General features: G+C 33.5%; 17 protein-coding genes. 3 read left to right on the forward strand and 14 right to left on the reverse strand.

Translation table 11 applies throughout. The features are described from left to right. Nucleotide 1: 1 nt before the first annotated feature. A complete protein-coding gene (locus tag CPT03_RS09020) occupies nt 2-3,967 on the forward strand; it encodes a non-ribosomal peptide synthetase (RefSeq protein WP_099438547.1) in 3,966 nt (1,321 codons plus the stop codon). A 13-nt stretch (nt 3,968-3,980) separates the two neighbouring features. Then, nucleotides 3,981-4,676, forward strand: coding sequence for a 4'-phosphopantetheinyl transferase family protein (locus CPT03_RS09025; RefSeq protein ID WP_099438548.1), 696 nt, complete (start codon nt 3,981-3,983; stop codon nt 4,674-4,676). Nucleotides 4,677-4,684: 8 nt separating this feature from the next. Here CPT03_RS09025 and CPT03_RS09030 read toward each other — a convergent pair whose 3' ends face one another. From CPT03_RS09030 to CPT03_RS09055, 6 genes are all read right to left on the reverse strand, one after another. Continuing rightward, nucleotides 4,685-5,851, reverse strand: a complete 1,167-nt coding sequence (locus CPT03_RS09030) for a glycosyltransferase family 2 protein (protein WP_099438549.1) — start codon at nt 5,849-5,851, stop codon at nt 4,685-4,687. 6 nt (nt 5,852-5,857) lie between these two features. Beyond that, a complete protein-coding gene (locus CPT03_RS09035) occupies nt 5,858-6,769 on the reverse strand; it encodes a glycosyltransferase family 2 protein (RefSeq protein WP_099438550.1) in 912 nt (303 codons plus the stop codon). Nucleotides 6,770-6,803: 34 nt separating this feature from the next. Continuing rightward, entirely contained in the window at nt 6,804-8,372 is a 1,569-nt protein-coding gene (locus CPT03_RS09040; protein ID WP_099438551.1) for a hypothetical protein, read from the reverse strand. A 93-nt stretch (nt 8,373-8,465) separates the two neighbouring features. Further along, a complete protein-coding gene (locus CPT03_RS09045) occupies nt 8,466-9,374 on the reverse strand; it encodes a phosphoribosyltransferase (RefSeq protein WP_099438552.1) in 909 nt (302 codons plus the stop codon). 12 nt (nt 9,375-9,386) lie between these two features. Beyond that, nucleotides 9,387-10,901, reverse strand: coding sequence for a lipopolysaccharide biosynthesis protein (locus CPT03_RS09050; protein ID WP_099438553.1), 1,515 nt, complete (start codon nt 10,899-10,901; stop codon nt 9,387-9,389). A gap of 61 nt (nt 10,902-10,962) precedes the next feature. Further along, nucleotides 10,963-12,165 (reverse strand): glycosyltransferase, encoded by a 1,203-nt coding sequence (locus CPT03_RS09055; protein ID WP_099438554.1) that lies wholly within the window; start codon nt 12,163-12,165, stop codon nt 10,963-10,965. A 519-nt stretch (nt 12,166-12,684) separates the two neighbouring features. Between CPT03_RS09055 and CPT03_RS09060 the strand changes: the two genes are divergently transcribed. Next, nucleotides 12,685-14,112: a hypothetical protein gene (locus CPT03_RS09060; protein ID WP_099438555.1), complete on the forward strand. Its 1,428-nt coding sequence runs from the start codon at nt 12,685-12,687 to the stop codon at nt 14,110-14,112. Nucleotides 14,113-14,123: 11 nt separating this feature from the next. Here CPT03_RS09060 and CPT03_RS09065 read toward each other — a convergent pair whose 3' ends face one another. From CPT03_RS09065 to CPT03_RS09100, 8 genes are all read right to left on the reverse strand, one after another. Continuing rightward, nucleotides 14,124-15,485: a lipopolysaccharide biosynthesis protein gene (locus CPT03_RS09065; RefSeq protein ID WP_099438556.1), complete on the reverse strand. Its 1,362-nt coding sequence runs from the start codon at nt 15,483-15,485 to the stop codon at nt 14,124-14,126. Between the two features lie 9 nt (nt 15,486-15,494). Next, the gene (locus CPT03_RS09070) at nt 15,495-17,186 is read right to left on the reverse strand and encodes a GMC oxidoreductase (protein WP_099438557.1); all 1,692 of its coding nucleotides are present in this window, start codon (nt 17,184-17,186) and stop codon (nt 15,495-15,497) included. Nucleotides 17,187-17,194: 8 nt separating this feature from the next. After that, nucleotides 17,195-17,767, reverse strand: a complete 573-nt coding sequence (locus tag CPT03_RS09075) for a gluconate 2-dehydrogenase subunit 3 family protein (RefSeq protein ID WP_099438558.1) — start codon at nt 17,765-17,767, stop codon at nt 17,195-17,197. 20 nt (nt 17,768-17,787) lie between these two features. Continuing rightward, a complete protein-coding gene (locus CPT03_RS09080) occupies nt 17,788-18,927 on the reverse strand; it encodes a glycosyltransferase family 4 protein (protein ID WP_099438559.1) in 1,140 nt (379 codons plus the stop codon). 23 nt (nt 18,928-18,950) lie between these two features. Beyond that, nucleotides 18,951-20,123 carry a glycosyltransferase gene (locus tag CPT03_RS09085; protein WP_099438560.1) on the reverse strand — a complete coding sequence of 391 codons (1,173 nt, stop codon included), beginning with the start codon at nt 20,121-20,123 and terminating at the stop codon, nt 18,951-18,953. Beyond that, on the reverse strand, nt 20,123-21,160 hold the full coding sequence (locus CPT03_RS09090; RefSeq protein ID WP_245870011.1) for a glycosyltransferase: 1,038 nt from the start codon (nt 21,158-21,160) through the stop codon (nt 20,123-20,125). Before CPT03_RS09090 ends, CPT03_RS09085 begins: the two co-directional genes overlap by 1 nt. Before the next feature lie 196 nt (nt 21,161-21,356). Beyond that, nucleotides 21,357-21,971 carry an acyltransferase gene (locus CPT03_RS09095; protein ID WP_099438561.1) on the reverse strand — a complete coding sequence of 205 codons (615 nt, stop codon included), beginning with the start codon at nt 21,969-21,971 and terminating at the stop codon, nt 21,357-21,359. Between the two features lie 95 nt (nt 21,972-22,066). Next, complete coding sequence (locus CPT03_RS09100) at nt 22,067-23,581, reverse strand: O-antigen ligase family protein (RefSeq protein WP_157766389.1); 1,515 nt, start codon at nt 23,579-23,581, stop codon at nt 22,067-22,069. Nucleotides 23,582-23,587: the final 6 nt, after the last annotated feature.

Genomic DNA, 23,587 nt, shown 5'->3' on the forward strand with positions numbered 1-23,587 from the left:
GATGAATAAGGATTTTGAATATGTTGCAATAGATTTTAATCCATTTGGTGAAAATGAGATTGAAAAAATAACAATAACAAATGAACCACAAAGAGAGCTATGGCTATCTTGCATTCTAGGTGGCAATGAGGCTAGTCTGGCATATAATGAATCAGTTTCACTTGAGTTAAAAGGGGAATTCATTCCAGAAGCATTTCAAAAAGCTATTGTTAACTTAATTGAAAGGCATGAAGCCTTAAGATCTACTGTTAGTAAAAATGGAGAAAACTTAATAATATATAAAAACATTTCATCTCCAGTTACTACAGATGATTTAACTAGTACTGATCCAGCTAAAAGTCTTGATCGTTACCATGAGTTTATTCGTAATGAAATGGGTAAGCCTTTCGATCTTTATGAAGGCCCGCTGTTTAGAATATATCTTCACAAGTTTGAAGATAATGTTCATTACCTTACTCTCATAATACACCATATTATAGGTGATGGCTGGTCAATCGGCATTATTCTGGAAGACTTAAGTAAAATGTATAATTCATACGTGCATAATACATTACCACAATTAGAAACAGCTGAACAAATAAGTGATTATACTTTGCAACAGATAAACTTTGCAAATAGTGTAGAATATCTTGAAACCCAAAATTTCTGGGTTGATAAGTATAAAAACAATGTTCCAATACTTAACTTACCTATAGACTATGTAAGGCCTTCTGTTCGAACTTATACTGGCCAAAGAAATGATTATATCCTGAAAAATGATTTATTGGATCCAATAAAGTTCTTATCAGCCAAAGCAGGTAGTAGTGTGGTAATTACACTTTTAAGTGTGTTTGAAATCTTGTTACATCACAGAACCGGTCAGCAAGATATTGTTATTGGCCTTCCATCATCTGGTCAGGCTGCAACAGGGAATTTTGGTTTAGTAGGTCATTGTGTTAATCTATTGCCACTTGATAGCAAAATAGATCCGGAATCTTCTTTTCTGGATTATTTAAAAAGAAGAAAAAGTGAAGTATATGACGCTTACGATTACCAAAGATTAACTTTTAGTGAACTGCTCAAAAAGCTACCTATTAAAAGAGATAAGGCACACATACCTCTGGTACCCATAGTTTTTAACATTGACATGGGTATGGATGAAAAAGTATCATTTGAGGGTTTAACTCATAAACTTTTTTCTAATGCAAGAGTTGCTCAAACCTTCGAAATTTCTTTAAATGTTACCGGTTCTAAAAATGCCATGACATTTGAATGGGCTTATAATACCAATCTATTTAGATCCGAGACTATTGACAGTATGATGTCGGAATTTGAATCTTTATTAAAGGCCATAACGGATAATCCCGAAGTACTTATCAAAGATTCTTTGATAAACAAGAACCCATTTCCTATCATAATAGATGATACCCCAATTGCTCCTGGAACAATTCTAGATCTGTTTGATAAAACAGTTCTTGACAATCCGAATAACACTGCTGTAATATATGAGGGCAGAAAACTGACTTATGCCCAGTTAAATGAAAAATCTAATCAACTTGCCAACTACTTAATAAGTAAGGGAGTTAAAATTGAGACACTTGTCTCAATATGCATAACGCCATCTGTAGAGGCAATAATAGGAATAATGGGAATCATAAAGGCAGGGGCTGCTTACATTCCGATTGATCCTGAATTCCCTGAACAAAGAATTAACTTTATGATTTCTGAATCAACAGCTAACATATTAATATGTGATTCTGAAACGATAAAGCGAATCAAAGAACCAGGAAATCGAGAACTTATTTGTCTGGACGACGATAAAAACCAAATATGGCAAACAGAAACAACGGCTCCATCTGTTGATATATCAGCTAAACAACTGATATATGTAATCTACACCTCCGGGTCAACAGGCAATCCAAAGGGTGTAATGATTGAGCATGGATCCATTATAGATTACTTTTATGGATTGAATTCAAAATTAAGCACTTTAAAAGATTGTAAAAGCTTTGCTCTTGGATCTACAATCGCAACAGATTTGGGCAATACAATTTTGTTTAATTCTTTAATATCAGGAGGAGAATTACATCTGTTTGCCAAGGATAGATTTAATAATCCGGAGTATATACATCAATATTTTAGTAATTACAGCATCGACTGTTTAAAGATCGTTCCTTCGCACTGGAGGTTCTTAAAGCATCAGGGCGATTTACTACTACCTAACAAACTACTAATGTTTGGTGGAGAATCATTGCCAGGCGAGTATATTAAAGAAATTCTAAAAGCCGATAGTCACTGTCTGGTTGTAAACCATTATGGTCCTACCGAAACTACAATTGGCAAGTTAATACATATAGTAGATAAAAATAAGGATTATCCGGCATCTGCTCCTATTGGCAAACCTTTTGGAAATAATATTCCTCATATTCTTAATAAAGATCTAAACTATTGTGCAATTGGTGTTCCGGGTGAATTGTATATAGGGGGCTTTGGAGTAGCAAGAGGTTATTTAAACAACCATGAACTGACAAATAAAATGTTCATAGAACGATTAGGGGCTCGATTCTACAAAACAGGGGATTTAGTACGATGGCTACCTGATGGGGCCATTGAATTCTTAGGACGTATAGATGATCAGGTTAAAATCAGAGGTAATAGAATAGAACTGGGTGAGATACAAAATGCTTTGCTTAAGCATAAAGATGTGAAACAAAGTGCTATAATTGTTGACGAAGATATCAAGTACGAAAAAAGATTAGTGGCATATGTTGTAACAAGTGAAACTTTTAATAAGGAAGCTATAATTAATCATTTAAAAATAATGCTTCCTGAATTTATGGTACCAAGAATTTTAATCGAGCTTGATAAAATTCCCTTAACTGCTAATGGAAAATTAGATCGGAAAGCACTCCCTAAAGTAACAACAAATCAAGCGGTTGAAAACAAATATGTAAAACCTCATACCCCAGAACATGATTTGCTTTTAGAAATATGGACTACAAACCTTGGTATTAGTCAAATAGGAATTACTGATGATTTCTTTGAACTTGGAGGCCACTCTCTTATTGCTGTTAAAGTTATGGGAGCTATAGAAAAGAAAACAGGCCTGCGTCTTCCTCTATCAAGCTTATTTGAGAACCCCACTATCGAAACACTTGCTAAATTATTAACTCCAGAAGACAAATTAAACTGGGATTCCTTAGTTCCATTAAAAACGAGTGGAAGTAAACCTCCGGTATATCTGGTTCATGGCGGTGGTTTAAATGTTTTCGTCTTCAAATCCATATCTAAATTCATGGATGAAGACCAGCCGGTTTATGCACTTCAAGGTTTGGGGCTAAATGGTGATAGTGAATTACCAGAAACTATTGAGGATATTGCTGCTAAATATAACGAGGAGATTTTACGAGCAAATCCAGATGGTCCCTTTTTAATAGCCGGATATTCTATGGGGGGCAAAATAGCTTACGAGATGGCCAGGCAATTACTAGAAATGGGAAAGGAAATAAAAATGCTAGGAATATTCGATACTTACGCCGGTTCATCCGCAACTGGTATGGAAAAAGTAAAAGAGAAAATAGTTCGCCAATTAAAAAAGGGACCTTTTATAGCAAAGCTGTTTTTGGATAATCCAATGCAAACCTTATCATATCAGCTAAAAATATCTAAAAGAAAATTAAAGCCTGTTTTCTTAAAAAACAAAGAAACTGACAAAGAGGTTTTCACCTATAAAAGAGAGATTTACGAAAGCTATGAATCTGCTTATAGAAAATATCAGCTAAAACCTGTCGACATTTTAATAGATTTGTTCAGGGTAGAAAAACGGATTTACTTTTTAGATGATCGCGTTTACTTAGGCTGGCGTAGATATGGTAAAAAAGGAATAGATATCCATTCGGTTCCAGGTGATCATAAAACATTTTTACTTTCTCCGAATGATCAAAAGCTGGCTAAAGTTCTTCAAAGAGTAATTAACACTAAGGTTTAAAAGCTATTAAGTTATGGAGTTAATAAATGATGATAAGGTAAAGTGGATTATTGCTACAAAAAACGAAGCATTCGACAAGAATGCAATTAATATATTCCGAATAAACATAAATGAATATTTCAATCAGATCAGCAATGTGTACAACTCAAATCTCTCCTATACTGAAATTGAAAAGGCATTTCGTTTCCACAAAGAAAATGACAAAAAGAGATATATAGCCTCTAAATATGCTTTAAGAAATATTCTATCAGAATTTCTCTTAATAGCACCAGCAAAAATATGCTTTTATAACTCGGAGAATAAGAAGCCAACAGTTAGTGGTATTGAATTTAATGTAACCCATAGTAAAAACTATATCATTATTGGAATCAGTCCACTTAAAATAGGTATCGATATTGAGCACATAGATCATCATTTCAATTATAAAGATATTACCTTCTCTTGTTTTAGTCCTGAGGAATTAAAGCAAATGAGTAAAAACAATACAAGTTCGGGCTTCTATTCTATATGGACAAGAAAAGAGGCCATCCTCAAAGCTTCTGGAGAAGGTCTTATAGACAATATGAATGAGCTTAACAGTTTAAGTAGTTCAATTACCAGAAAAAAAATAAGATACAGTCTGCAAAGTTTTAAGCCTGATAAAGAATATGCAGGCTGTATTGCTTTTGAAGCACAAGAGATCAGTTTAAATTATTGGGATTACAAATAGTATGAAAACTATTTTCTCTTTGATTTCTCCCATGCAGCGCTTTGGTTCTTTTTAAAATACCTAACTATTCCAGCAATCACCGCATAATTCATCAAACAAAAATAATAGGGCACAAAAAGAGCCTTTATGCGTATATTTTTACTCTCAAAAAAGAACCCAAGAATACTTAAAGTATAGAATAGGATTTGTAAAATGAATATAACTTTATAAAATATTGAATCATACGAATATACTATAAGTCCATTTACAACAAGCAGTATAATTAATAAAAATGGAGTTATAGTCCATCTCAACACTCGATGACTAATATACTGAAATGTAAAAATTGGATTATTAAAAGGATTTGCTGCTTTTTTTAAACGAAAAATTGACTGTATCCCTCCCGCTGCAATCCTTATTTTACGTTTTAGTTCTTCCGCAGTATTTGCTGAGGCTGTCTCCATAGCATATGCTTTTGGTTCATATGCTATAATGTAGCCTTTTTCAGCTATCCTCATAGCAATCATATGATCGTCGATAATAGTATCTGCTTCAACATTTTGATAGAGCGTGGTTCTTATACTGAACAATTCCCCGGCAGCCCCCACATTTGAATACAATTCATAATCCCATTTTTTCAACAACGATTCATATTTCCAATAAAATCCTTCACCCGCGGAGCTTGCATCGGCAGTCTCATCTACAAAAATTCGTTTTTCTCCGGCTACCGCACCAACTTTATCATTCTGATAATGTTTAACCAATTCCTTAATCGCATCATTATTTAAAAATGTATTCGCATCCGTAAAAATTAGTATTTCACCCTCAACAAATGGCATTGACCTTTTAATGGCAGCCATTTTACCCGCTCTTGAATCTTCGTGTAATACAACTATATCATTAAATCTGTTAAGCTTATCTGTAGTACTATCCGTTGAGCCATCCGTCACAAAAATAATTTGTTTTTTTTCATGCGGATAATCTAACCCTAAAGTATTTTCTACCTTGGCCTCAACAATTTCTTCTTCATTATAGGCAGCTATTAATATAGTCACCTTCGGAAATTCCAAATTACCATCTAATGGAGCAGAAGTATAAAATAGTCTCTTTATTTTAATAAGTAAGAATAAAACAAACCCATATCCAATAAACGTGTAAAGAATAATAAGAAGAGAAACCCAAAAACCTACTATCATTTCTCTTTAAATTTTAAATCCTAGTTTAGCACTGTTTTTTGAATTCGTAAGATTCCAAAGCACCCCTTTAAACACCCATTTTATTAGGTCCAACCGTTTCTTGAGGATATAAGACATTATCTGTTTTGGACATGCAAAACAGATGTAATAAGTACTAAAAATAATTGTATTCAATAAACTCGTATTTCTTCTTATGTAAAGCATTCTATTCCGGGTCATAAAATACGTCTTAATTATGCTTTCTTTACCAACACTCATTGATTCCTTATGGTAAATTCTTGTTTTACCGGTAAACCATACTTTTTTTCCTGCTTTCTTAAACTTATCACACCAGTCTAATTCCTCATAATAAAGGAAAAAATCTTCAGCCATTAAACCTGCGCCCTCAAGATCCTTCTTGCTACACATCATTGCTGCCCCATGACAGTAACCTGTCTCTCTGCTATCCAGATCATATTGTCCGTGATCAACCTCCTTATTTCCTATCCCTCTATTTCTTCCTGTTAAATAGTTCATTTCAGTAAAACCAGCATATTGTATAATTTGTGGATCTTCATGATACAAGATTAATGGCGAAATCAATCCAATATCCGGATTCAACTCCATTTCATTTAAAAGAACCGGAATCATATTTTCAGTTATTTCTGTATCATTATTTAACAGCAATATATATTCACCTTTAGCTACCCGTATCCCTAAATTATTGCCACCTGCAAATCCCAAATTCTTCTCTGATCTTATATAAACTATTTCGGGATATATCTTTTTAAAATAAGCTTCATTGTCTACTTTACACCCATTATCAACCAAAATAAGCTCAATATCTTCATCTCCTGCATTACGCAATACAGACTTTAAAAAATCCTCAGTTACCTTAATTTGATTAAAATTTACAGTAATTATGGTAATTAGACTCATTTGCACTAAAAGTATTTATGATTGTAGAATCAAGCTATTTCGCCTCTATAAAAATTGGGGTTTCAGTTACTTCAACTTCCACTACTCCATTTTTAGTTGCCACTTCTTTAGTTATCATATTATCAGAACCTGGATTTAACTGATGTATAATCGCTTTTTTTGCTTGGTTCAGGTCTAAAAAATATTTCTCTCTTCTGTCTATTTCATCAGGAACAACCAACACATACATTCTCTTTTTCCCATTCTGATAAATATCAACTATAGGATCATCATTGATAGAATTGTAATAGTAATAATCGCCCATCAAATTAGTCACCTGATAGATATAGTCTGCAGCAGGTCTTCTTTTCTTACTTTTCTCTACTAAACCAGAATAACCAAAAGAAGTTCCAGGATCGGTTCCAGGATCATTATTATCATATAGCTGATAGTAGAAAACCTTATCAATTCCTAATCTAGCATACAATAAGCCTAACCTAAGTAACCAATCTGCTTGTGTAATCAGGTTAGATTTAGAACCTATTGGAATAGCTCTCTGAACACTTTTCTCACTTATATCATATCCGGTCTCAGTTGACCAAACAGGCATATCTCCTAATTTCGAAGACAGATCTACAAAACCTTTTGCGATTTCGCTCATTTCATTTGTCTCAGGTGCAACTCCTCTTTTTTTACTTTTAAACCTTGCAAACCATCCCGTATAATCATTAGAATACATATGATAATTGATAATATCAAAACACAAATCAACATCACCATTCTTTTTGTATCCTCTATTTTTTTTACACCACTCAACCATTCTCTCTACAAATTCAACTTTGGGTTTTGCAAGCCCCCCCATCACAACTTTCATGGTTGAATCGGCTGTCTTAACACCAACGTCTTTGCCTAATTTACCTTTATGACCATCGTAAAATGCCGAAAGTTGAGCAGCATATTCTTCCGGGCTTTGTTCACAATCTTTACCTTTCCACCATTTATCAGGCTCATTGCTACTTTCTATATACTTTATATAGCCTAAACCTATTATTGGCTCATGAGCTTCCTTTGGAACTTTTATAAGGTTTTTGTTTATTTTCTTATTTTGTCCGTATCTGGCTGCAAATTGAAAGCCTGCTTTTGCAATCTCGATATAGGACGATGGTGCGTCTCTTTTATCTCCAAAACTGATCGGCATAAGGTCTCTCTGCCGTCTGTTTTCAGGATAAGTATTTATAAGCCAACTAGGTGTAACTTGCAGATCTACTACAACAAGCATACTATCTTTAAAACAACGTTGATAAACCTCATCATAACTCCAACCACCCTCTGGCTTATGGTTAAATCTAAACACACCCTTTTCAGGTTCAATTCTTTCCCAGTCCAGAAAATGTCTAAAACCACTAAAATTCCTTACTAAATTAAACTTTGTGGTATCAAAATTATATTGCAAATCGTAGAAATCCCATTCAAAACCATTAATACCAAACATATCCTTCATCTTGACTTGCTTATCTCTCAAAGCCCCAACCTCTACATACTCCTTTCTGTCAGGAGTACAACAAGCAAAAAAAACGATAAATGTTATTAAAATACTATTAATAATTTGATTTGTTTTTTTCATCTTTCTATCATAAAATATTTAACAATATAATCATTTTAACAGGTTCTTAAATCCAGCATTTCAATGTATAAATATTGGATATTAAGCTAATTTTTATTTCCCAATCAGCTTTTTAACTACTTTTCTCAACAAAAATTTAGATTTACCTATACTATTGGGAAATACCATTTTTCTTTCGTCTGTACAATAAACGGGTTTGCCTGAAATATCTGCTATCTGTTTTGATTGCCATATTGAACTTTCAATAAATAAATAGCAGTCATTTTTAATATATACTGAGGCCTTAAAACCACCATGATTATTAGCCTTTAGCCTTGCTGCCTTGTCGGGAAGATCCAGCATAATCAAATGATTATATTTTACATTGTGCCTTAATAACCAATCCTCAGTTAATGCTCTATATTTCTCTAATCTATTTGTAACTAAATAACCAATGGTCTTACTCGGTCTAAAAAATGGCTCTACATTTTCTAAGAAATGTTCATATTTAGGTCCATCATCGTTTTCATCTTCTGTCGGATCTATGCACAATACCCCATCTATATCAAAACAACATTTCTCTAACAGATCATGATGCATCATATTCCATTCAAAAATTCTTGGTCCTGGGCATATTTCAAAATAAAAATCAATATTATTAGTTGCCTCTGTTACGGCATAAATGGCTGTATACAGCACCTTTTTTTCTGGATAAAGTCCATTGAGTTTACTCTTAACATTAATGATCGAGCTACCAGACCAAATACTATCCTCAACAATAAGTATATTTTTATATTCGCTAAAAGGCTTGATATAAGATTTCATCCTCTCGCCAGATTGAAGAATTCTTCCACTAATATATCCTTCAACATCAGTGAAGGGAAGATTTAAGTGCAAAGCAAGCAAATTCGCCGCCAGCAATCCACTTCTTGGAACACCAACTATCAAATCTATCTCCAAAGGTACTTTAGATAGATTTGTGGTAATGGTACGGTTTAAATCTTCAATTGATCTGTAGTTCATTTTTTAGATTATTTAAGCTTTTAATTTATTCTTTTTAATTAGGAACTGACCAATCTCAAGAATCCTGTTTATCTTTTTCCTGGTAAAATTTGTCAGAAACCATAATCCTATATATATAATGGCCCCAACAAAAAACCCGATAATACAAATCACAAATGAATTGCCCCCCTCTAAATTGGCTCTTACAAAAAACATACCTGCTCCACTAATCAAAGCAAACACCGCAGGCAATAAGATTTCTTCCAGAAATTGGAAAATTGACAGATGAGAATCCTTTAGACTATAAAGCAATAAAGGGATAAACAAAGCATATGTTACAATTGCATAAGATATAGCAATGCCAGTAGTACCCCAATTTATCCCAACACAAAATCCAGCCACCACTAAAGTTGAATTAATAATACCCAGATAAAAATATTTCCTTGCTTTCCCTGTAGTAATTAGTAAAAGTCCTTGAGTACTTGCAACAGGCTGAATAAAAGCTGAGATCGCCAACAATTTAAATATTGAAGATGCCGCAATCCATTTTTGCCCTAAAACAATAAAGATAATCTCATTGGAAAAAATTGCGAAATAAATAACAATAGGCATTGAGAAAAAAGCCAGAGTAAAAAGATACCTGCAGAAATAGTGATTATACTTCCACTTATCATTTTGAAGATTACTCAAAGCCGGTAATGCAACCGCATTTAGCGGATCACGAAGTTGAGTAATTGGCAAAAGCAATAGCTGATAGGCTTTAGAGTACATACCTAATGCACTTGAGCCAGAGAATTTACCGATTAAAACATTGTCCATGTTTCTGGAAAAGTAATTTACCAGATCAAAACCAGTTAAACCAGCACCAAAAGACACTAATGTCTTTATCCCCTTTGAATTAAAACCAAGCCGAGGTCGCCAATCACACACAAACCAAAGAGAGATTGTTGAATATATTGGATTAGAAACCGAAATAGCTACAATTGACCAATAGCCAAATCCTTTCCATGCCAAGAACATACCAGTTAGCAAACTTGCTACTGTGCTAAAAATTTGAATTCTAGATAAAGTTTTAAACCTCATCTGCCTTTTCATTAAAGCGTTATGTTGAAGCGAAAATCCAGTAACAAAAATACTTGCTGCAAATACAAGAGTCATATTAAGAAGCCTATCTTCTTGATAGAACGCGACTAAGAGTGGTGCCAGTAAAGAAACGATTAGCGCAATAACAAAACTAACTCCTACACTTATCCAAAAAATTGAATTTACCTGATCATCTTTTAACTCTTTTGTTTGAATAACAGCAGAAGATAAGCCTAGATCCTTAAATACAGTGATAAATCCGGTTATTGTGGTTACCATAGCAACCAATCCATAATCTCCCGGCACCAATAACCTTGCTAATATAACCGTCGACAAAATATTTATTCCAAAAGACAATATCTGGCCAGCAACGGTATTAAAGCCTCCGGATATAGAATGCGACTTTAGATCTTGTGTCAGGTGCGACGTTTCTAGCCATTTATTATACTGTTTGTCTCGGTTCATTTATGAGCGTGGTGATTAGGGTTGCTGATTAAATTAGACTAAGTCAATAATTATGCTAACATCAGATCAGCGTTGAATTATTATTGGCGGAAGATTTTATTGATTCATCTAATAATGAAACTACCTTATCCCAACTGAAGCTCTTTGCAAAGGAAATTCGTTCCGAATGTTTAATAGAATTATCGTCAGACAAAGCTTTTTTTATCAAATTTGTAAACTCCTGGGCATCATCAGCAAGATAACTATACTCTGAAAATACTTCCTTCATTGTGTTCGTAGATTTTGCAACTACTGGTTTCCCCATCGCAAGGTATTCTACTATTTTTAAAGGAAAATTACCAATCGTAATTTCATTAAGTAACTGAGGATTTATACAAACGGTAAAATATTGCACATAAGAAGGAATATTTTTCTTATCGATTTTACCAAGGAAATGAACATTTTCCATCTCATGCAGAACACTCTTACTAAATTCTTTATCCTCTTTACCAATTAAAACAAAACTACATTCGGGCATAGCAGTTGCTACTTGAACAATTAAATTCAGATCCAGTCTTAAAGAACTTAGTGCCCCCACATATCCTATTATTGGTTGTTTTAATGTTTTTAGCTGTTCAGGGATATCATGAGAAACATCACTATTAAAAAGCTTAAGATCAACGCCATTTCCAATATAAAAACTATTTGCATTATATTTTTTAGCGCTTTTTACAAAGTCGTTAGAATTGCATACCACAAGATCTGACTTTTTTATTAATCTAGGCTCTAAATTCGCTCCATGTCTTTTCCAGTAATCAACACCAAGAGTATAATCTCTGTCAAGGTATATGTATAGAGATGGCCTTAGTAGTTCTTTTAAGTAAAAACTTCTAAATATATCTTTATCGTTGATAAGAATAAAAGATTCAAAGTTTAGCTCCTGTAAGGAGTTTTTAATATCTCTGGCAAACCGTCTGTTATTTATATAATTAAAAAGGGAAAATACTTTTGTCGAAGGAATCCAGTTAATTGATTCTAACAAACTACTTGTATTTAACATATATAGATTTTCGGCTAACTTCTTAATTCCCGTACTCCCGTTTTTTATTTGCACTATATGTTCTTCCACATAATGATCATTGTTCTTTGACAAGAATGTTTTTCTATCAATTGGAGGATTTACAAATAATACGGTGTGCTTTTTTGCCAATTCTTTAGCTAAGCTTGTGGAGGTTGATTCCCGATCCGTATTTATTCGCTGTAAACTAACAAAAACAAAATTCATTAAGTAAAGCTTTTATATCTATTTTAATAATTAGTAGATGAATAAGATACACTTTCGCCTTGACATTTATTTTCAAGAGCCCTTAAAGATAGCTTAAACTAAGTAATATTACAATTCTTTCCAAGAGATAAAGCTTTTACAATTAATAACTAAAAGTAAAATCAATCTTAATTATTTCACCCATTTAATTATAAATATACATTCAAGTAAACGAATATTGAGGGTAAGGAAATACTAAAAAAGTGTAGAAAATTCTCCACAAAATTTAATCAAAACACGAACTACAAATTGCAAGTTCAAGCAATACCCACTCAAAAACCAATAAATCAATAAAAAAATAAAAAAGTATTGTTTTTCAATTAAAAAGCATATTTTTATTGAGAAAAACATTCCCCATTACAAATATTACGCCACTTATCATATGGTAGGGATTTATGATTAGGCTATATAGTAATGGTAAATGTTATTTATTTCGAACGAAAATAAATAATAACAAAAAAGTTGTTCTACGTGCAAATTATGACAATAAAAACAAGGAGTTATCTTTTCTTATTTACAATTATCATTTTATTAGCCTGTAAAAAAAGTACAATTCATGCAGAGGAACCCCCTCTTCCTGAAACTGAAAAGCCTGTTCCTCCTCCAAAAGACACTATTGCTACCCCGGTAAATCCAACCATTTTAAATTTAGGTACTGGATCAGGGAATTTATCTATTGATGGAAAAACATTGGGAATATCAGCAAACACAATAATCAAAATAAAAGGTGGCTCATATAATGATATACAAATAAGCAATATTAACGCTTCGGGCGCACCTGTTATAATTCAAAATGATGGACTTGTTCAATTGGTTGGTAACAAACAAATAAAGCTTACTAATTTGAATAATGTAACTATCAGTGGTAATGGAACTCCTGGAATTTCAAGAGGATTTCTTTTTAAAGACAGAACTGTGGATGGCGCACCAGTTCAATTAAACAACGACATTAATAACTTTACTTTGCAAAATGTATCTTTTCAAAATATGAAAACATATGGTTGCATCCAATATATCCCACAAAGTATTTATAATGGGTCAGAAAGTTCTTATAGTAAAAATTTAAAGTTTCTAAATATTGATTGCGACAACACAGGCACTCTAATCAGATTCAGAGGTTCTGCTCAAGACAATGTTATAAAAGGACTGATTAAGGATGTTGAAATCGCCTACGTCACATTCCAAAATGCCAGAACAGTAGGTAGCGCAATTGTCTTGGAAAATATAGATTCCTATAACATTCATCACAATTTTATTAAGGATATTAATCAAGACAATAGCAATCACAACGGCATTTTCTATTTAATAGGCAATGGTAAATTTTATAACAATTACGTAAAAGATCACCAAGGTAATGCTATTCGGGCTTGGTGTTTTAGCTTAGGTAACACCCCAAAAGAGGTTTTAATTTTCAACAACATTGTTTCTGATTCAAGAGAATACAGTGCTTTTGAACTTCAAACCTTTAAAAGAAATATCATGCCAGGAAAAACCACATTTGTTAATGCAAAAGTCTTTAACAATACATGTGGGAATTTACTACCAAAATCAGGCACCTTTCCTGCTCAGATTTTAGACTTATACGGGCAAGAGGGTGGAAAATGCGAAGTGTTTAATAATCTTGGATACCAATTCACTCTTGTTGGTCAAAATAACACAAATAGCATTTGGAATCAGCTGGGAGGTACAATACCTACTTCACTTACTAACAAGTACTTCAAAACTTATGGCGAAGCAGGTATAACTGATAATGTTAAATTCGGATTAGCCGCCACCTCACTTGCCAGGAATTCTGGAACCGCAATTTCAGTACAAAATTTCGACTCCGCTTTATCAAAGTTGGTAAATGTAGATTATTATGGCAGAACCAGATCACTAAGTAATCCGTCAATTGGGGCAGTAGAATAAAAAAGAAGGTCTTATTTAACTTGATAATTTTTACTAAGAAACCTATAATAATATCTTTTTAACAATAAAACAATCTCTTTATATCCACTAATAAACATATCAAAAAAAGTAAATTTTTGATAATAATGATTTATAGCAAAATATCCAACTATAAGTCCGGTAAGCGTTGAGAAAACTGAGGCCGCTGCAACAACATAAACGTTTCCAGTAACAACTATTGCTAACCAATCGGTTAATACTGTTACAAAAACCATAAGTATAATCTTTAGCAAATTTACTTTTGGCATATGTATTACATCTAATGTTACAGCAAAAAAACGCTCTGCAGGATAAAGGAAAGCAATTATCATAAATATCCTCAATATATTGGGTGCCTCGGTTGCCACATATTTAGGCCCGCTAAAAATTAGTATTGCCAGATCAGCAAAAACAATTACCAAAAGGCTTACTGATATCAATGCTATTGTTATCATCCCTACATATTTCTTCATAACTGAAATTACTTTCTCCTTTTCATTTGAATTAAAGAAAGATGATAAAGTTGGCATTGCCGTATAAACAAAACTTCTTAAAGGAATCTCAATTATTTGCACCAATTTAGTACCTGCATTATACACTGCTAAAACGGAAGGACCTAAAAAAAGCTTAATAATAAATGAATCAATAGAGCCTAACAGATTTGCACTCAAATTTGTCCCAACACTGTATTTTCCGAAATTATAAATTTCCAACATTGCAGCTTTAGTTTTAAATTTAAGCATGCTTATATCTGTCCACTTAAAAAATATAGCTATTGAACTCGATACAAAGTTTGCTGCTAAATAACAATATAAAACAGTGTGGATATTTATTCCCTTCAAATTTAAAATGATCAGAAGCAAAAAGCATCCTTGATTAGCAAAGTTTAAAAACAACAAACTATCATACCTTTGTTTCCCTTGCAAAATACAGTTTGAAACAAAAAATGGAAGAGAAAGCACATAGTTAATGCTAAAAAATTGAAGAAACAGTTTAAAACTTGGATCTGAAATATAGCCCGAAACAAAATAACCTGGTATATTCAGTATTACAAAAATGAGGGTTATCATAATTGCAATAAACCATGTAGAACCTATTATCTCCCTTTTTCTTTCTTCTGTTGAGCCTGCATAGAACTTCACAAAAGCTGTCGACAAAAAACCCGATCTAAAAGTATCTACCAATAATAAAATAGTTAAAAAGAACCCCCAATTACCCATATCTTGTCTTGTTAAGTGTCTAAAAAGTATAGACAAAGTCACAACACCAATCACTGCATTTATGCCATTACTGGTTAAAGACAAAACATGTTTACTTTTAGCTAAACTTAATAAGAAGGTAATTTTTGATTTCATTGTGCTTAATTAGAGATTACCTTTTTTCATTTCACTCACTGCATAATCGCAAGCTCTTGCAGTTAAGGCCATATAGGTTAATGAAGGATTCTGACATGCAGACGAAGTCATGCAGCTTCCATCTGTTACAAATAAGTTTTTAACAGCATGCATTTGATTATATTTATTTAACACAGATGTTTTAGGATCATTGCCCATTCTTGCAGTTCCCATTTCATGAACAGTAGATCCGCCCGGGGTATTATAAGAAAAGGTATTTACTCCTTTAAATCCTGCTTCTTCAAGCATACTTGCTCCTGTTTGCTTAATATCTTCCATCATTAAATGTTCATTCTCTCTGAACGAAAAGTCTACCTCCACCAATGGCAATCCCCACTTATCTTTATCATTTACTGAAAGTGCAATTTTATTATCAAAATACGGGAGACACTCTCCCCATCCTCCCATCCATACAGACCACTGACCTGGTTTAGTTAGCTGTTCTTTAAATTTCGATCCAACTCCTTTTAAGCTATCTTTTCTCTCCTGCCATCCTTCTCTTTCTCCTCTTCCCTGAAAATTATAGCCTCTTAAAAAGTTAGCTTGCGTTCCATTTCCTATATTTCTAAATCTAGGAATAAGAAATCCACACGGTCTCCTCCCCTTATAATATTCATCCCTATAACCATCATAAACTCCCGAAGCACCTGAAGAAGAGTGATGGTCCATTAGGTTATGCCCTAGTTGCTCGCTATCGTTCCCCATACCATTCGGAAATCTAGATGATTTGGAATTTAATAAAATAGCGGCGGTATTGATTGTCGAAGCATTAACAAAAATGATTCTGGAGTTAAATTCAAGTTCCTCATGAGTATTCATATCAATCACTCTTACTCCTGTAGCTCGTTCAAGTTTTTCATCATAAATAATTTCCCTAACAATAGAAAAAGGCCTGATTGTCAAATTTCCTGTTGCAGCTGCAGCCGGAATTGTAGCGCTATTGCTACTAAAATATCCACCATACGGACATCCTCTGGTACACAAATTCCTGTTCTGACAAGGTCCCCTGCCATTCCATCCTCTTGTTAGGTTTGCAACACGGGCAATGGTGAGTAACCTATGTTCCTCATTCTTTTTTATAGAAGAAGCAAGATGCTTTTCTATACAATTAAGCTCCATTGGTGGCTGATAGCAGCCATCGGGTAAATGAGGAAGATTTTCATGTTTACCACTAACCCCTATAAACCTTTCAACATAATCATACCACCCTGAAATATCCTTATATCTTATTGGCCAATCAATTGAAATGCCCTCTTTAATATTTGCTTCAAAATCAAGGTCACTTAACCGATAGCATTGCCTCCCCCAAATTAAAGATCTACCACCAACCTGATAACCTCTTACCCAATTAAAAGGCTTTTGTTGGATGTAAGGATGATCAACATCACTTGCAAAAAACATGCGGTCACTCTCGTCCGATGTCCTGCTCCTTATAGGGTTTTCCGTTAACTCCTGAGTCGTATTATTTAGCCTATATTCAAAATCCCACGGATTTAAATTAGCAGTAGGATAATCTTTTATATGATGTATGTCTCTTCCCCGTTCAAGCAGCAGTGTTTTAAGGCCCTTCTCACACAACTCCTTAGCGGCCCAGCCACCGGTAATTCCCGATCCAATCACTATGGCATCATAAGAAGCAGACGCTTTAATAATGTTTATCATTTATTAAATTATTTTGTGGCCCAAGATTTTTGTTTGTTTCCAATTGTGATACAGGCCTCAAAAGTTGAGGGTAAATAGTCGTAAGATAGCCCTTTCGTGGCACCTTGCTCAGAAGTACAATACCCAATAACTGTATAAGACTTAAACATATCAAAGAAATTATCACCAAATATTTTCTGTTTCAATTTACGAATCAAGTGGTTAGATCCTTCCGCATTCTCAAAATGAGTAAGTATAGACTCTCTTTCATTCGCATTACATGAAATATAAGTTTTATTATAATTCTGTTTTGTGTAATCTTCCAGGTCAATCAATCCTTTTATAAAATTATTTTGAGATTTTGTAGCAGTACAATCCTTCACCATTTTAATAATAAAATCTTCAACCTTTGCCATTTTAGCTCCAGGTGTATCTGTGGCAGGTATAATCGTTTCGGCTATTTCTGCTATCAGCGACTTTTTATTCATTAAATATAAAAGATCAGGTTTTTTGTAAATACTCCAGTACTTCCAAAAGCCTGCACCACTTATTGCTACGGCCGAAAAACCTAATATTCTATATATCACCTGTCTTCTATTCATCAATATTTCTTTATTAGAACCTAAATGATAAATGAATTATAAATTGAGAGTAATTGTTCAGCTGCAGATTTCCATGTAAAATCCGATGCCCTTTTCAAGCCCAGTTGTTTCATTTCCACTCTTAAATTATCGTCGGCAAAAAAACGTACTATAGCATCCTTTATCTCATTATGATCAAATGGATTTACAAAAATTGCAGCATTTGAAGCTATCTCAGGCATAGATGAAGTATTAGAAGTAATTACTGGAACCCCGCAAGCCATTGCTTCCAAAATTGGTAACCCAAAACTTTCTCTCAAAGAAGGATATAAAAACAAACTTGAACAATTATAAAGCAGAGGCATTTCATCCGAAGGAATATACCCTGGGAAAATGAAGTTTTCAATAAATTCCTCTTTACCCAATTCCTTTAATGTATCCTCAACCAATTTTCGGTCATAATCTAAAATAACCAATGGCAAACCCTCACTAGCAACAGAACGGTATTCAGTATATGCTTTAATTACATTTAAAGTATTTTTTTTCGGTGCAGTGTTGCCTAAAAAGAGGATAAATTCGTCTGGTAGTCTATGTACATTTTTAAAATCAAGCAGCCTTTCCTTTGAATAATTAACATTAAACTTAGGATTAACTGCATTATAGATCACTTTAACCTTATCTTCAGGTAAATTCAGCTTATTCAGAATCACATCCTTTTCAAAATTCGAAACAGTAACAATCAACTTACTCTTTTCTACAATTTTAGGCACTATAAACCTTCTGTATAAGTTACCGAAATTTTGATAAGAAGTTCCTTTAAAATCCGTTTTCTCCAGATAAATAATATCGTGCAGCGTAAGCATTAAAGGAACAGATAAATTTAGTGCCGATGTATTACATGTCGAATGAAGAAAATCAAGATTATCTTTCTTTACAGCCTTTGGTAAAGCCAATTGTTCCCAAGTTGGATAAGAGCTTGAAGAAAGCGTTCTGATTTTAAAATTTGCTTGCTCTTTAACACAGGCATCATCAACATCATTTCTTGCATACAGGATATATTCATTGTATTGATCTAACTTCTGAATTTCATTTATCAGTTCTAAAGCAACCACCTCCATTCCGTGTTTTTTTGCTCTAAAAATACGCTGTACCTCTATCCCAATACGCAACTTCTTTTTCATTTGTCAATTCTTTACTTAATAGTCTATTTCTTTATTTCTTCTTTAAAATAGTGTTCTGTAGCTACCGATATTTTATTAGCCTTCCGCACCTTTAAAAGTGCCAAAACCTGGTAATACATGAATTTGTGTACATTTTTTAAAGAAGTATAAATCCGCCTATCGGCTTTAAAATATTTTAGGGCTGATAAAACAGAAACAATAAATATGATTATCCCAAGCACCCAATAAATTGCAAATAGTGGAGCAAAAAATAGATCCAACACAAAAAAAGCAGTTGATAGAATCAATAATATAAATAATGGAGGTCTAAGCAGCATCAAACTAAATAAACCTTGATTCAAATTAAAATTCACAATAGATTTAGCAAATAGATTAAGGCCAAGAAAGAAATATTTAAACCAGGTATTTAACCATCTTGATCTTTGATTAACCAATTGACCTGTTTTACTTGTTTTCTCATCGTAAACAATTGCTCCTTCGGCAAATGCTATGGTGAATCCTCTCCTTAAAATTTCATACTGCAATATTTTATCAAATCCTGCCCCAATAATCTCATTATGCTCCAGGCAATCTTTATAAACTTTTGTAGTAAACGCCATTCCTGATCCAGAAAGTGCTGCAGATGAACCGGCCTCAAATAAAAGCTTCCTATCTATAAGTCTATAAAATATATCTCCAGCCTCATCCAGGCACGCATAAGGAGTATTTAAGTTTTTAGCAGCCCTTACACCTTGAACGGATGTATAGCCCTTTGCAAAAAATCTGTTTAATTCATTAAAATATTCAGCATGAACTAAATTATCACTGTCAATTATAGTTATGATTTCGTGTTCTCTTTGAAACCTGTTTATTGCATAAAAATGTGATTTGGTATTACTCGCCAATACCTCATCAGGTTTAAGAATAACAACGTTCTTGTCTGTAAAATTTAATTCACCTATATCACAGTTATCTGCAACAACATAGATAATGTAATTAGAATAGTTTGATTTCAAAATAGAATCAACCACCATTGGAATTAAACTCGTTTGCTGATATGCAGTAACAATAACTGCATAATCAAACTCAACCTCAACAAGCCCTTTATTTATTGTTTTCTTATTAAATAACCCAAAAAAGCACAGAAAAAGCGGGCCAAATAAATGGACTCCGATCAAAACTTGTATAATAATAAAAAGAGTATAAATTATATCCATTAAGATTGTTTCATTTTTAAAGATTTAAAAATAGCTTTATAAATTTCATTGGTGCAATTTTCCCAACTATGACTTGCAGCGAAATCCCTTCTTCCTATCTGCAATTCTTCTGTATTTTCTTCAAGCGCTGTTTGTATAAGCAACGCAAAATTTTCTTTATCCTCTGCCAGGTACACATATGAAGAGAAAATCTCCATTGCTCTTGTTTGAGTTGCAACTACTGGCTTGCCCATGGCTAAATATTCATCTATTTTTCTGGGGTAATTGCCTATCGTTACCATATTAACTAACTGCGGATTAATACACACATCAAAAAAACCAACATATAACGGGAGTTCTTCCGGTTTCTTTATCCCCGTAAAAACCACGTTCTCTAAATGATGTAAACCGCTCATGGCAAAATCATTATCTTCGGGCCCTACCAAAACAAAGGTTAAATCCTTCCTTGCATTTGCAATATAATGTATTAAAGGTATATTCAGCCTGATACTGTTTAAAGCACCAACATACCCTACAATAGGTGTTTTTATGCCTCTAAGTTCTGCAGGCTTATCGCTTGCTATTGCCTCTTTAAAGAGCTCAATATCACAGCCCTGACCAACATAATATGAATTGTCATTGTAAGTTTTACAGTAATCCGTTAGGTATAAGGAATTGGCTAAACAAAGGTCATTCTTAGCAATAATTAAAGGCTCAAGTCTTTTACCATGTTTTTTCCAGTAATCAACGGCAAGAATATAATCTCTGGAATAATAAATACTTAAAGCCGGAAAAAGTAGCTCCTTTAAATAAAATCCTTTTAATAATTCATTATCATTAAACAATATAAAGTCTTTAAATCCCAATTCCTCTAAAGCCTTTTTTATTGAATAAGAAAACTTTACATTATTTCTCTTATTCAAATAATTAAATACAGAAGCATTCGAAATCCAATTTATAGACTCCACCATACAATCCGGATACAGATTCCAAAGATTTTCTTTGATCAATACTAACCCTTTTTCCTTCCCCTCAATTACCCTCAAGCGCTTTTTCACTTTTAAATTAGCGTGATCTTTATATCGGGTAATCCTATCCAGGGGGAATTCACATATAATACCGTATTATTCTTTGAAAGTTCTAGCGCAATATTTTTGCAATTACTGCCTATTTCAGTATCCCAAGGTTGCTGTCCAATAATAATTACATTTCTATTGATCATCTTTAATTAATTACTTGCTTCTATTTAGAAAACTAAACAGACATCCAAGATTTAGTATCTTCAGAATACTTCTTTATTATTCTTGCCGGGTTACCTACTGCTACACAATAATCTGGTATATCCTTTGTCACTACACTACCTGCTCCAATAACAACATGTTTCCCTATTGTTACACCTGCGGTAATTACACTATTTGCTCCAATCCAAACATCATCAGAAATAGTGATTTTCTTTCTGATTTCTTTCTGCTTACTTGGTGGCACATTAATGTCTTCATAGCCATGGTTCAGACCAGAAACAACTATATTTTGAGCTAACATTACATTATTGCCTATTTCAACAGGACCAATCACAACACTACCAATACCTATAATCGAGTTATTTCCTATTAATACATTACCTACTCCATTATTAATAGTTACAAAATCTTCAATAATAGATTTTTCCCCTAAACTGAACTCATTAAAAGGAAAAACATCCATCCTATTTCTACGTCTGATGATACTCCCAGATCCTTTTTTATGTATAAAAGGATTAACAAAAAGTCTCACCCACAAACGAGGTTTATGATCATTTTTAGGTATCAACATCTTATGCAATAGCTTTTTTAGCCTCGGATTTGATTTTATTTTATTAACTATCGACATAAATATTTAATACTGTTAGTTCTTCTTCTTAATCTCTAAAAAAAAGGCAATTACAAAGCATATTACACCCGGAATAACAAAAATTTCAAATGGCATTAGCTATAAATTATTTTAATTTCACTATTAATTGCCCCATTATTCTTACCTGGTTCGTTTTTATCTTTTTCATCATCCTTTTGAGGTAATGAAGCATCCTTTTTATCAAAGTTCACACTCTGAAAAATAATCGCGAATGATAAAGCCGCAACAATAGCAGATGGCATTGAATTAATTACTTCATTACCATAACTGCATAAAAAAATACCTGCTGTCGCCGAAAGCAAGGCTATACACTTATACCTTAACCCAATACTCCTTATCTTCCAAATTATCCCACAGCATTTCCCCATAATGTACATCATCATCGAAAACCAGATGGTTAATCCAACAATGCCATACATGGCCCAAACTTTAACCCAGTAGCTATCAGGTTCAATTGTTGATAAAAATTTATCTTTATTATAGAGCTTACCCCAAGTACCTATTACTCCCAAACCTCCTCCAAATGGTTGACTCTGCAAACGTTCTCTAAGAACCTTTTGATTGTTAAACCTCACATTTAATGAGGCTTCTTTAAAATTCAGCGCACTTCGTAATCTATACAATCCATAATTGCCATTACCTATGGTGGTAAACTTTAAAAAACCAAAAAACAATGCCGCCGCAATCACTCCAAGAATTATTACCTTAATATTCTTGGTAAGAAAGAAAACACACAATGCCCCTATTGCCAATGCAAAAAAAGCACCCCTGGTACCTGAAATCAGCATTCCATAAAAAGATAAACCTGCTGCAATTAAAGCCAGTATTCTTTTCCACCATTTAAAAGGTGCTATTGCCAAAACAATAGTAATCATTACAAAAGATGCCTGCGAAACACCAAATTGTCCTGAATCCCCATAAAAAGAGAACACCCTTAATCTTCCCCATAACAAGTGGGTAATAGCTCCAACCTCATCTAAAAATTTTTGCTCACCTGATGATAATCCTATATGTTGCTGTTTAATACCATTCATAGTTGCCAGTAACGACAATCCAATCAACAGTATTAAAACCAGATTTAACTTCTTTTCTGAATCAAATAGCAAAAATACAAGCGGGGTAAATAGCACAGGGAACAATGCGGTACTTCTTATTTCTTGTAACCAGCCTATCACACTAGCACCTGCCGGATTTATAATTTCAACCACGCTGATGATAAACCACATCAGCATCAGTTTTGTTAGCGGGTTATTTAAACGTTTCCAATCATATCGCTTGTACTGAGTAAGTGCCGCTACCCAAGTTAATAACAGTAGCCCTTCTATGCCTATGCCATAAGCTATACCGCCCACCTCACGAGACAAAATCCCAAATAAAAAACAGTAAGCAACCAAAGCAAAAAGACCTATAGAAGGCTCCTTAAAAAGAAAAACCAGAAAGATAATAAACAGTACTCCTATAATCACAAGTATTGCCCACATCGGATTCAGATAAGTTAATATACTAACTCCAACAGAAACCATTATCCCTAAAACGGACAGGATTATTGTACGCTGTGTGTGTGACAATGAGGATAAAAACTGGTACATAGCCTA

It is taken from the genome of Pedobacter ginsengisoli (assembly GCF_002736205.1).
GTDB classification, from domain to species: domain Bacteria; phylum Bacteroidota; class Bacteroidia; order Sphingobacteriales; family Sphingobacteriaceae; genus Pedobacter; species Pedobacter ginsengisoli_A.

Coding starts and splice junctions, on each gene's coding strand:
- CPT03_RS09055 (WP_099438554.1), bottom strand. CDS start 12,165: ATGAATTTTGTTTTTGTTAGTTTACAGCGAATAAATACGGATCGGGAA.
- CPT03_RS09100 (WP_157766389.1), bottom strand. CDS start 23,581: ATGTACCAGTTTTTATCCTCATTGTCACACACACAGCGTACAATAATC.
- CPT03_RS09095 (WP_099438561.1), bottom strand. CDS start 21,971: ATGTCGATAGTTAATAAAATAAAATCAAATCCGAGGCTAAAAAAGCTA.
- CPT03_RS09035 (WP_099438550.1), bottom strand. CDS start 6,769: ATGAGTCTAATTACCATAATTACTGTAAATTTTAATCAAATTAAGGTA.
- CPT03_RS09070 (WP_099438557.1), bottom strand. CDS start 17,186: ATGATAAACATTATTAAAGCGTCTGCTTCTTATGATGCCATAGTGATT.
- CPT03_RS09040 (WP_099438551.1), bottom strand. CDS start 8,372: ATGAAAAAAACAAATCAAATTATTAATAGTATTTTAATAACATTTATC.
- CPT03_RS09020 (WP_099438547.1), top strand. CDS start 2: ATGAATAAGGATTTTGAATATGTTGCAATAGATTTTAATCCATTTGGT.
- CPT03_RS09060 (WP_099438555.1), top strand. CDS start 12,685: ATGACAATAAAAACAAGGAGTTATCTTTTCTTATTTACAATTATCATT.
- CPT03_RS09065 (WP_099438556.1), bottom strand. CDS start 15,485: ATGAAATCAAAAATTACCTTCTTATTAAGTTTAGCTAAAAGTAAACAT.
- CPT03_RS09025 (WP_099438548.1), top strand. CDS start 3,981: ATGGAGTTAATAAATGATGATAAGGTAAAGTGGATTATTGCTACAAAA.
- CPT03_RS09080 (WP_099438559.1), bottom strand. CDS start 18,927: ATGAAAAAGAAGTTGCGTATTGGGATAGAGGTACAGCGTATTTTTAGA.
- CPT03_RS09045 (WP_099438552.1), bottom strand. CDS start 9,374: ATGAACTACAGATCAATTGAAGATTTAAACCGTACCATTACCACAAAT.
- CPT03_RS09050 (WP_099438553.1), bottom strand. CDS start 10,901: ATGAACCGAGACAAACAGTATAATAAATGGCTAGAAACGTCGCACCTG.
- CPT03_RS09075 (WP_099438558.1), bottom strand. CDS start 17,767: ATGAATAGAAGACAGGTGATATATAGAATATTAGGTTTTTCGGCCGTA.
- CPT03_RS09030 (WP_099438549.1), bottom strand. CDS start 5,851: ATGATAGTAGGTTTTTGGGTTTCTCTTCTTATTATTCTTTACACGTTT.
- CPT03_RS09085 (WP_099438560.1), bottom strand. CDS start 20,123: ATGGATATAATTTATACTCTTTTTATTATTATACAAGTTTTGATCGGA.